Here is an 11,125-nt window from a genome sequence, read left to right as displayed (position 1 = left end):
TTTTAAGTATTCAAGGCAAAAAGCTTGTGCCAGACTTGATCTGGCATCAAGCATAACTGTAGTTACGGTTATATTTTTTAACAAAGAATAGATGAAAAAGAAATAATTTATTAGTGCTATTTCAAAGTTAAAATGGTATAAAGCTTAAAATAGATAATTTATTCATCTCTCTATAAAAATAACCCCGGTTTTTCGAAAATAGATATGTAAAGAATACCTTGTGTAAGGTTCAAGCAAAAGGCTTCTGGAAGCTGACTCTCAACCCCCAACTTCCAACCCCGGACACCCGACTTCCAGCACCCTGCACCCAACCTCAAAACCATCTCGATACACCTGCCGAGTCCAAAAAACTGAAATGACAGGCAGAAAACAGTGTTTTTTTTGTTCATGCTTTCGCAAAAGTAAAGTAAATACCCTGACTGTAACTTATGTTACTGTCTGAGAGCTAACCTAAAAGTATTTTTGTACTATCATAAATTAAAATGGATGAACAATCATATATATAAGTTCGTAGTAGTTTCTTTTTTGCTTTCAGGCATTTCTTATTCCCAAAAAACAAGGCCAATAAGTAAAACAGAAGTTCTTACTAAAGTGACAGAAAAAAACACCTCGATTAAAATTTCAGGACAAGAATTTAATCAAGCCAGAGCAGATTATAGACAAACCCATGCTGTTTTTTTACCCAACATTACAGCATCTTATACCGGTATGGCAACTACAAATCCATTAATGGCTTTTGGTTCAAAATTAAATCAAGAAATTTTAACGCAAAACGATTTTAATCCGGCCCTGTTAAATAATCCTTCTCAAATTGAGAATTATGCTACCCGTTTTGAAATCCAACAACCATTACTCAATATAGATGGCATATATCAACGTAAAGCTGCTAAAGCTAACATGGAAGCAATGTCTCTTCAAACTCAAAGAACTATAGATTATTTAGTATTTGAAGTAGATAAGGCCTATATGCAATTACAGTTGGCATATAAAACTGTTGATGTTCTTCAAAAATCACTTGAGGCAGCAAAAGCCAATAAAAAACAGGCAGACGACAGTTATAAACAAGGATACTTGCAACGTGCCGATGTACTGGCTGTTGAAGTACGCGTAACAGATGTGCAAAATCAATTGCAAATGGCAAAAAGTAATGTAAAAAACGCATCCGATTATTTGTCTTTTTTAATGAATGAAAAAGAATACATAGTATATCAACCTATAGATAGTCTGGCAATCAAAACACTACAATCTAAGGAGTACACCAGTGTTTCTGAAAACCGTTCAGATATTAAAGCTATACAATTAGTTGGCAGTGCGTATAAAGCAATAAATAAGGCAGATAAAATGGCTTTTTTACCACGCTTTAATGCATTTGGAAGTTATGAGTTATATGACGATAAAATTTTTCAGGCAGATGCTAGTGGTTACATATTTGGTGCACAAATAAAATGGAATCTTTTTGAAGGTTCTAAACGTTTCGGAAAAGCACAAAAAAGCAAAGCCGAATATGAGAAATCTAAGTTAGAATATGAGAAATATGTCTCTCAAAGTAATCTTGAATTAAATAAAGCAAAGCGAATGTTGGTCGATGCTGAAAACAAATTAAAGCTAACTACACTGGCATTGCAGCAATCTAAAGAATCTTTAAGAATACGAACTAACAGATTTAAAGAAGGATTAGAAAAAACAATAGATTTATTAATGGTCGAAACGCAATATGCACAAAAAGAACTAGAGTATTATCAAACCATTTTTGAATACAACTATGCGCAGGCATATCTGCAATTTTTAACCAAAGAATAAATCACAAAAAGCAAGAATAGAAGAGTAAAAAATATCGAAAATGAGAAAAATATATAACGCAGCAACCTTTTTACTAACTATAATTATAGTTAGTTGTGGGAATAATAACAAAAAAGTAGTTGTAGATACTACTAACCCTATAACAGTAAAAGTAAATAAAGTCTCTGCAAATGATAATAACCAATTTATGCCTGCCAGCGGTAAAATACAAGCTATAAACAGTGCTGATTTAAGTACACGAATGATGGGATTTGTTAATAATGTGTATGTAGACGTAGGCGATAAAGTAAATAAAGGCCAGTTGTTGGTTTCTATTAACAATATAGACCTGCAAGCAAAAAAAGCGCAGGTAAATGCAGGTATCACTGAAGCTGCCGCAGCTTTTAACAATGCTCAAAAAGATTACGATCGGTTCAAAAATTTGTTTGAAAACAATAGTGCTTCACAAAAAGAAATGGATGATATGACAGCACATCTTGAAATGGCAAAAGCACGGTTAGAAGTAGCAAAACAAATGAAAAACGAAGTAAACGCACAGTTTGTGTATTTCAATATTACAGCCCCTTTTAGTGGTGTAGTTACTAGCAAATCTGTTGATAAAGGAGATATGGCAAATCCCGGAATCCCTTTGCTGTCTATAGAAACTCCTGGAGCTTATGAAGTAATGGCAATGATACCAGAAACCGAAATAACTCAAATTAAATCAGGAACTCAAGTAGATGTGTTGGTAAAATCAATAGATAAAACCATTAAAGGAAAAGTAACAGAAGTAAGTACATCTGCCAAAAATACAGGAGGACAGTATCTGGTAAAAATCACCCTGGATACTACCAATGTAAATGTTTTATCCGGAATGTTTGCAACAGTTCGGTTTCCGATAGAAAAACAGTCTAAAACAACAACCGTTTTAATTCCTGCAGAAGCATTGATTACAAATGGCCAACTATCCGGAGTATATACAGTAAGTCAAAGCAATACCGCATTGTTGCGTTGGTTACGACTAGGAAGAACTTTTGGGGATCAAGTAGAGGTGTTATCTGGTTTGTCCTCAGACGAAGCTTATATCGTTTATGCAGAAGGAAAATTGTTTAATGGGGCAAAAATTACCATTCAATAACTAAAAAGTAGTGCAAAGGATAAGTAAAAACCTATTAAAGATCTCATTAAGTACCATAGAAATAGAATGGAGAGAGATTTAAAAAAAACATAGAAGGATAACTTACTCAAACGCCGAAAAAAATATAGAAAAATGAAAGAAGGTTTAGCAGGAAAAATTGCCAAAGGTTTTATAGGTTCTAAGCTTACCATACTGTTAATGATTGTGTTTATGATCGTTGGTGTGTATAGCTCGTTTTTGATACCACGAGAGGAAGAGCCACAAATAGATGTGCCTATGGCCGATATTTTTGTAGGATATCCGGGAGCTAGCCCTACAGAAGTAGAGTCGCGCATTATCAAACCATTAGAAAAATTGATCTCTAACATTAAAGGAGTAGAATATGTATATTCTACTGCTATGAAAGAAAAAGCAATGGTGATCGTTCAGTTTTATGTAGGAGAAGACATAGAACGTTCATTTGTAAAACTCTACAATGAAATCAATAAGCACATGGATCAAATGCCTCAAGGAGTGACGATGCCCTTGGTAAAAACACGCGCGATTGATGATGTGCCAATGCTGGGTCTGACCTTGTGGAGCGAAAATTATGATGATTATCAAATCAAGCAAATTGCCGATGAACTTACTAATGAGATTGAAAAAGTAAATAATGTAGCCGTTACTCATAAAATAGGAGGTCGCAATCGTCAGCTACGTGTGGTTCTTGATAAAGAGAAGCTATCTGCAAGCGGGTTGGATTTCTTATCTGTTTCTGAAATGATTAAGGTCAATAATCAACAATTAAATGCAGGAAGTATTACTAAAAATGATACGGAATTTTTAATCACAACAGGAAAGTTTTTAGAATCGGTTGAAGATGTAAATAATTTGGTAGTTGGGGTACAACAAAATCAGCCTATTTATCTCAAGCAAATAGCAACAATTATAGATGGCCCAGAAATACCAAACAATTATGTGTCTTTAGGTTTTGGACAAGCAAGCAAAAAAAAATCAAAGTATACCTCAGAATATCCCGCGGTAACTATTTCGGTAGCAAAAAGAAAAGGGGCGGATGCTATGAAAATTTCTGATGTGATTATTGATAAAATAGAACATTTACGCACTACATTAATTCCTGATGATGTACATGTTGAAGTAACCCGAAATTATGGGGAAACAGCATCTCAAAAAGTGTCAGAATTATTAATGCACCTGATAGGGGCTATTATTGCAGTAACGCTGGTGGTAATGTTAGCCATGGGATGGCGTGGGGGGTTGGTCGTGTTTTTGTCTGTTCCTGTTACTTTTGCACTAACGTTGTTAAGCTACTATATGCTCGATTATACATTAAACCGTATAACACTGTTTGCATTGGTTTTTGTTACCGGGATTGTGGTAGACGACTCCATTATTATTGCCGAAAATATGCATAGGCATTTTAAAATGAAACGTCTGCCCTTTAAACAAGCAGCCTTGTATGCTATTAACGAAGTAGGAAACCCAACTATTTTGGCAACGTTTACCGTTATTGCCTCTGTATTGCCTATGGCTTTTGTGTCTGGGTTAATGGGACCATATATGAGTCCAATGCCTATAGGTGCATCTATTGCAATGTTATTATCCCTTTTTGTAGCCTTAACCATAACACCTTATTTGGGTTATGTTTTTTTACGGGAGAAAGATAAAAAAAGAGATCCGGTAAAAGAAAATGGCGGCAAAAGCCTTACAGATACTTTTATTTATAAAATATATTCAAAATTTGAAATCCCATTGATAGAAAGCCGAACAAAAAGGTGGTTGTTTTTGGGGATAACATTCTTGTTGTTATTAGGATCAGTTGGTTTGTTTTTCACCAAATCAGTCGCAGTCAAGATGTTGCCTTTTGATAATAAAAATGAATTTCAGGTTGTTATAGATATGCCAGAAGGTACAACATTAGAACGTACTGCGGTAGTGGCAAAAGAAATTGCACAATATCTATCCTCACAACCAGAAGTGATAAATTATCAAAATTATGTGGGGACATCGGCCCCTATAACTTTTAATGGTTTGGTGCGTCATTATGATTTACGAGGAGGAAGCAATATGGCAGATATACAGGTAAATCTAACAGATAAGCATAACAGAAGCATACAAAGTCATGATATTGCTAAGACGATGCGACCCGAGATTCAGGCAATTGCCAAAAAATATAATGCCAATGTAAAATTAGTAGAAGTACCACCGGGACCACCTGTATTATCTACCATTGTTGCCGAAGTTTATGGACCTGATTATAATAAGCAAATCGAGGTAGCCAATGAAGTTAAAAACATTCTGAAAAACACTACAGATGTAGTAGATATCGATTGGATGGTTGAAGAGGATCAGATAGAATATGAGTTTGTTATCGATAAAAAAAAGGCAATGCTTTATGGTGTAGTGCCTCAACAAATAGTGTATACAATGAATATGGCACTCTCTAACAAAGCTATTACTAATTTGTATGATGAAGATGCTTCTGATCAGGTAGCAATTGTAGTAGCACTAGATGAAAAAGAGAAATCAACCATAATGGATATTTCGCAATTAAAGGTAAAATCACAACAAGGGGGAATGGTTGCGATTAGCGATTTGGTTACTATCCAGCAACATACACTGGCAAAAAGCATTTACCGTAAAAACCAAAAACGTGTAGTGTATGTAATGGCAGATATGGCTGGTAAATTAGAAAGCCCGGTGTATGCAATACTGGGGATGGCTGATAAGTTGCAAAGCATAGCACTGCCCAAAGGCTACAAAATGGACGAATTATATATAAAACAACCTGATTTTGAAGAGGACTATACTGTAAAGTGGGACGGGGAATGGCAAATCACTCTGGAAGTTTTTAGAGACCTCGGAATTGCATTTTTGGGTGTCATCATAATTATTTATATCCTTATTGTAGGCTGGTTTCAAAATTTTAAAGCACCCGTGGTGATGATGGTTGCAATACCATTATCACTGGTAGGAATTGTTTTGGGACACTGGATCATGGGAGCATTTTTTACTGCAACATCTTTTATTGGTATGATAGCACTTGCAGGAATCATGGTTCGAAACTCGGTTTTGCTAATCGATTTTGTAAACCTTCGTCTGGCTGAAGGCATCCCCATAAAGCAAGCTGTAATCGAGGCAGGAGCGGTACGTACCACCCCTATTTTATTAACAGCTGGTACAGTCGTTATTGGAGCTTTTGTGATTTTGTTTGATCCAATTTTTCAAGGTCTGGCCATCTCATTAATGGGAGGGACAATAGTCTCAACAGTATTAACCCTATTGGTAGTACCCTTAGTTTATTATATGATTGAACGTAAAAACTATAAATAATGAAATTAGTAATTGTCACAGCAGTAGAAGTATTTCAAAACGAGGTTTTGAAACTATTTAAAAAAGCAAATATTGAAAGCTTTAGCAGTTCTGAAATAGACGGGTTTAAAAACACAACATCTTTATTAATGGCATCAAGTTGGTTCCCAGGTAAAAAAGAAAGTGTTGAATCAAGTTTATTCTTTTCGTTTGCCGATGAAGATAAAATAGATACGTTGTTCAGTTTTATAAAAGCTTTTAATCAAAACTTAGAAACTAATAACCCTGTTAAAGCGGTCGTAGTTCCTATTGAAAAATATATATGAACTTTAAAATTAATTCAAAAATGATCAATAGATATATAAGAGCCATTGCTGGTATTTTTATAGTTATAAGCGTACTTTTAGGAATGTATGTTAATCAAAATTGGTTATGGTTTACCATTTTTGTAGGCGCCAACTTGTTACAGTCTTCTTTTACAAAATGGTGTTTAATGGAAGATATTTTACATAAATTTGGAATAAAGAAAGAAGGAGGTTGCTGCTCTGAAGATTAGGTTTTGGTTACATTATTTACATAATCTATATGCTTACAAAAAAAGGATCAACTTTCTAAGACTTGTGCCCAAAACAAAATATATGGATATGTAAAGTAAACTTTGTTAACTAGCTCGGAGCTATTGATTAATGCAAAAATTATATTTTGATTTGCCTGTCTATTTGCTGATCTAAAGAAATAAAAGTTTCTGTTCTGGATACCCCTTCAATTGCTTGGATACCTTTGTTTAAGACATTCATTAAATGCTCATTGTCTTTGCAAAGTATTTTAATAAAAATAGACCAGTTACCTGTAGTGTAATGACATTCTATTACTTCTGGAATATCTTTTAGCTGTTTTACTGCCATAGGATTACTTACAGCTTTGTCCAGATAAACACCTACAAAAGCCATTGTTTTGTATCCTAATGTTTTTGGATCAATAATAAATTTAGATCCTGTAATAAGTCCTGAAGATTCTAACTTACGAAGTCTTTGATGAATAGCGGCACCAGATATACCAATCTTTCTGGCAATCTCCAAAATAGGCCTTCTGGCATCTTCCATGAGATTGCGTAAGATATCTTTATCAATACCATCAATTTTTATATTATTATTTTGCTCTTTCATAAAATGAAAAATTATAATCAATAATTAAAAGTACAACTAATGGTTTAAGATTGAAACAAGAAAAAAGATTTTATTTCCAAAAACTTCTTTTTTATCCTTTTACACCATCCGGATTGTAACCCAGGTAATCGCATTCTTTTTCATTAAATATAATGCCATATTCTTCAAGCTCTTTGAGTATAGGCGTGTACACTTCTGCTTTGATTGGTATTTGTACTCCGGGATCTGTAATTTGCTTGTTTAATATACGCAAAGCTGCCATTGCTACCGGCAAACCAACAGTTCTTGCCATAGCAGTATAGGTTTGATCTTCGCCAATGCTAACCATGGTAGCATCAATTTGTTTACGTTTTCCATCAATTTCGTATCCAAACTTATGATACATTACGATCATATCTTTATCTCCGTTGTCCAGAGTCCATTTATCCATTAAAATTTTTTGAAGGATTTGTGCAGGGGTAGCATTAGGAATACCTATTTTTTTGTTTGGATTAAAAAGATCCAGTTCTAATAGCTTATCCCACATAATATCATCCTGATCTATTTTAAGATAATGACGCAGTTTAAGCTCTACAGAATCTGATGGGGAGTACGCCAAAAATGAATTGGTAAAATCACGATAGCTCATATTTTCAGAATTCATTAGAGTATAGTCATCTGCGGTCATCCCTAACTGTACAAAAGTATTCCATGCTCTGGAAAAACCTACTCTTCTAATTGTTCCTCGGTATAAGGTTAGAATATCATCTAATCCATATATACTTTGGTATTTTAAAGAATTTCTATTGGCATAAGCTTCAAAACGCCCATAACCTTCTACCTCCAAAAACTCTGTTCTTCTAAATAGTTTATGATAAGGTATATATTTGTATGTTCCTTCTTGTAGAAATTCTGCAGCACCACCTTGTCCTGCTATTACTACATTACGGGGATTCCAGGTAAATTTATAATTCCATAAGTTAGTATCACTTTCCGGAGCTACCAAACCACCTGTAAAAGATTCAAATAAAATTATTTTACCACCTTGATTTCTGATTCGGTCAATAACTTGCATTGCGCTCATGTGGTCAATACCAGGATCAACCCCAATTTCATTCATAAACACAAGCCCCTTTTTACGAACTTCGGCATCCAGTTTTTGCATTTCTTGGCTAACATACGAGGCGGTAACCATACATTTACCATATTTCAGGCAGTCTTTTGCTACTTCAATATGAAAACTGGCAGGTAGCATAGATATAACTATATCTGCAGCCTGAACAGTTTTTTGCCTCGAATTTTCATCAAAAACATCTAGTAATATTGCTTCGGTATTAGGATGAGTGCCCGCTAATTTTTTAGCACTTTCTATAGAGATATCACCAATTGTGATGTGTAAATTCTCAGAAATGGATTTATCCTGAAAATATTTAATTAATACCGCAGTAGATTTTCCTGCACCAATAACTAAGATCTTTCGCATACCTTGTGATAATTTGATAACTTTGATACGAATGTAATAAATACCATAAAAAGTTAGCTCTCTGTTATATGAGATTAATTATATTTTTTTTTAAAATTTGTCTAAATATTAAATTTTGATGTTCAATGTAGTCAATTATGAATAAAAGGTCAATAAATAAAACGATTTTGATTACGGGTGCTGTCATGGGCTTATTAGCAGTTCTTTTTGGTGCTTTTGGTGCTCATGGACTAAAAAAACTTGTAGATCCGGAAGGGATTGATTCGTTTGCTACCGGGGTTCGATATCAAATGTATCACGCCATTATCTGCATTATTTTAGGAAACATGTCTGTTTTGCAAGAAGTTGTAAAAAAACGGATATTTTACTTTTTTATAGGGGGAATAACCCTTTTTTCAGGTTCCATATATCTTTTGGTGATCGATAAAACCTTAGGTATTTCTTTGTCAAGTATAGGTTTTATAACCCCTTTGGGAGGTGGGCTGTTAATAATAGGATGGATATTGCTTGTGATTTCATTAATTAAGATTAAGTGATTTTTTGTCGGTTAGTGTAATTATTATTTATAATTTTGCACACACATAACAAACACAACATATTTTTATGAAATCACTGTATCCAATTACGAAAACGTTTTCGTTAAAGCACTACGGTATTAAAAATGCTACAATGCACTACCAATTATCTTCTGAGGATCTTCAGGAAGAGATAGTGCAAAAAGGACAAGGGAAAATTACAAAATCGGGTGCTTTGGCAATTAACACTGGTGAGTTTACCGGTCGTTCTCCTCTGGATCGTTTTATTGTAAAAGACTCTATCACCGAAAACAAAGTGTGGTGGGGTAAAATTAATATTCCTTTTGACCAAAAAGCATTTGATGTATTATATGACAAAGTAACCGAGTATCTTTCTGGAAAAGAAATTTTTGTAAGAGATAGTTATGCTTGTGCTGATCCGGAGTATCAATTAAATATAAGGGTAATAAATGAACATCCTTGGTCCAATATGTTTGCTTATAACATGTTTTTAAGACCGGAAGCAAGCGAACTGGAATCTTTTAGCCCGGACTGGTTAATTGTTAATGCACCTGGATTTATGGCTGATCCAGAAATAGATGGAACAAGACAGCATAATTTTGCCATCCTTAATTTTTCTAAAAAAATTGCCTTAATTGGAGGAACAGGATATACCGGCGAAATCAAAAAAGGTATTTTTTCGGCGTTAAATTTTATTCTTCCTACAGAGCGTAATTGTTTGCCTATGCATTGCTCTGCAAACGAAGGAGAAGATGGTAATACTGCTTTGTTTTTTGGATTGTCAGGAACAGGAAAAACCACATTGTCTACAGATCCTAAAAGAAAACTGATTGGGGATGATGAACATGCATGGACCGAAGCGAATACTGTATTTAATTTTGAAGGAGGTTGCTATGCCAAAGTAATTGATCTTTCTTCAGAAAAAGAACCAGAAATCTATAGTGCCATAAAAAAAGGGGCATTGTTAGAAAACGTAGTTGTGGATAAAAACGGAGTTGTAGACTATACAGATTCCAGTATTACTCAAAATACAAGGGTTAGTTATCCAATTGATTATATAGATAACATAAAAGTGCCCAGCAAAGGTAAAACAGTTACTAATATATTTTTCCTTACCGCAGATGCTTTTGGGGTATTGCCTCCTATTTCTAAATTAACCAAAGAACAGGCTTCGTATCATTTTATTAGCGGATACACAGCTAAAGTTGCAGGAACAGAAGCAGGTGTTACTAAGCCGTTACCTAATTTTTCTGCTTGTTTTGGAGCTCCTTTTATGCCATTGCACCCTAAAGAGTACGGGGATATGCTAATGGAAAAAATTGAAAACACAGGAGCCAAAGTTTGGCTTGTAAATACAGGCTGGACAGGTGGAGAATATGGTACGGGAAGCAGAATGAAATTACAATATACCCGTGCAATGATAAATGCAGCTCTTGAAGGAAAGTTGGACAATGTATCGTATATTGTAGATGAGCATTTTGATTTACATATACCTGAAACTTGCCCGGATGTACCATCCGAAATTCTTAATCCAAGAAATACTTGGGCAGATAAAGAAGCGTATGATGATAAAGCTCAGGAGTTGGTAAACTCTTTTAAAGAAAATTTCAAAAAGTTTGAATAAACCTTGAGTTTTGATAAACACACTTTATATATTAAAAAAGGGATCTGTAAAACAGAGGCTACTGAAAAAGTAAGTCTCTTTTCAAAAAGAGAGCTTGATATAAGAGAT

At 34.4% G+C, this 11,125-nt stretch carries 9 protein-coding genes; 7 read left to right on the top strand and 2 right to left on the bottom strand.

Annotated elements, in window-relative coordinates:
• The first annotated feature begins 486 nt into the window (after nt 1-486).
• From ACZIYX_RS22870 to ACZIYX_RS22850, 5 genes are all read left to right on the top strand, one after another.
• Nucleotides 487-1,800 (top strand): TolC family protein, encoded by a 1,314-nt coding sequence (locus tag ACZIYX_RS22870; protein ID WP_462684587.1) that lies wholly within the window; start codon nt 487-489, stop codon nt 1,798-1,800.
• Nucleotides 1,801-1,840: 40 nt separating this feature from the next.
• A complete protein-coding gene (locus ACZIYX_RS22865; protein WP_462684586.1) occupies nt 1,841-2,917 on the top strand; it encodes an efflux RND transporter periplasmic adaptor subunit in 1,077 nt (358 codons plus the stop codon).
• Nucleotides 2,918-3,049: 132 nt separating this feature from the next.
• Nucleotides 3,050-6,250 (top strand): efflux RND transporter permease subunit, encoded by a 3,201-nt coding sequence (locus tag ACZIYX_RS22860; protein ID WP_462684585.1) that lies wholly within the window; start codon nt 3,050-3,052, stop codon nt 6,248-6,250.
• Nucleotides 6,250-6,555: a hypothetical protein gene (locus ACZIYX_RS22855; RefSeq protein WP_462684584.1), complete on the top strand. Its 306-nt coding sequence runs from the start codon at nt 6,250-6,252 to the stop codon at nt 6,553-6,555. Before ACZIYX_RS22860 ends, ACZIYX_RS22855 begins: the two co-directional genes overlap by 1 nt.
• Before the next feature lie 20 nt (nt 6,556-6,575).
• A complete protein-coding gene (locus ACZIYX_RS22850; RefSeq protein WP_462684583.1) occupies nt 6,576-6,785 on the top strand; it encodes a YgaP family membrane protein in 210 nt (69 codons plus the stop codon).
• A 139-nt stretch (nt 6,786-6,924) separates the two neighbouring features.
• Here the strand turns inward: ACZIYX_RS22850 and ACZIYX_RS22845 are convergent, their stop codons facing one another.
• Nucleotides 6,925-7,395 (bottom strand): Lrp/AsnC ligand binding domain-containing protein, encoded by a 471-nt coding sequence (locus tag ACZIYX_RS22845; RefSeq protein ID WP_462684582.1) that lies wholly within the window; start codon nt 7,393-7,395, stop codon nt 6,925-6,927.
• A 91-nt stretch (nt 7,396-7,486) separates the two neighbouring features.
• Nucleotides 7,487-8,857 (bottom strand): saccharopine dehydrogenase family protein, encoded by a 1,371-nt coding sequence (locus tag ACZIYX_RS22840; RefSeq protein ID WP_462684581.1) that lies wholly within the window; start codon nt 8,855-8,857, stop codon nt 7,487-7,489.
• Between the two features lie 137 nt (nt 8,858-8,994).
• Here ACZIYX_RS22840 and ACZIYX_RS22835 point away from each other — a divergent pair, with 137 nt between their 5' ends.
• Together ACZIYX_RS22835 and pckA are read left to right on the top strand one after the other, a co-directional pair.
• Nucleotides 8,995-9,393: a DUF423 domain-containing protein gene (locus ACZIYX_RS22835; RefSeq protein WP_462684580.1), complete on the top strand. Its 399-nt coding sequence runs from the start codon at nt 8,995-8,997 to the stop codon at nt 9,391-9,393.
• 67 nt (nt 9,394-9,460) lie between these two features.
• Nucleotides 9,461-11,017, top strand: coding sequence for a phosphoenolpyruvate carboxykinase (ATP) (gene pckA / locus ACZIYX_RS22830; protein ID WP_462684579.1), 1,557 nt, complete (start codon nt 9,461-9,463; stop codon nt 11,015-11,017).
• Nucleotides 11,018-11,125 lie beyond the last annotated feature (108 nt).

The sequence above is a fragment of the Aquimarina sp. genome, assembly GCF_977115655.1.
The sequence above is the reverse complement of the archived record's forward strand: the minus strand, read 5'-3'. Positions and strand labels throughout refer to the sequence as shown.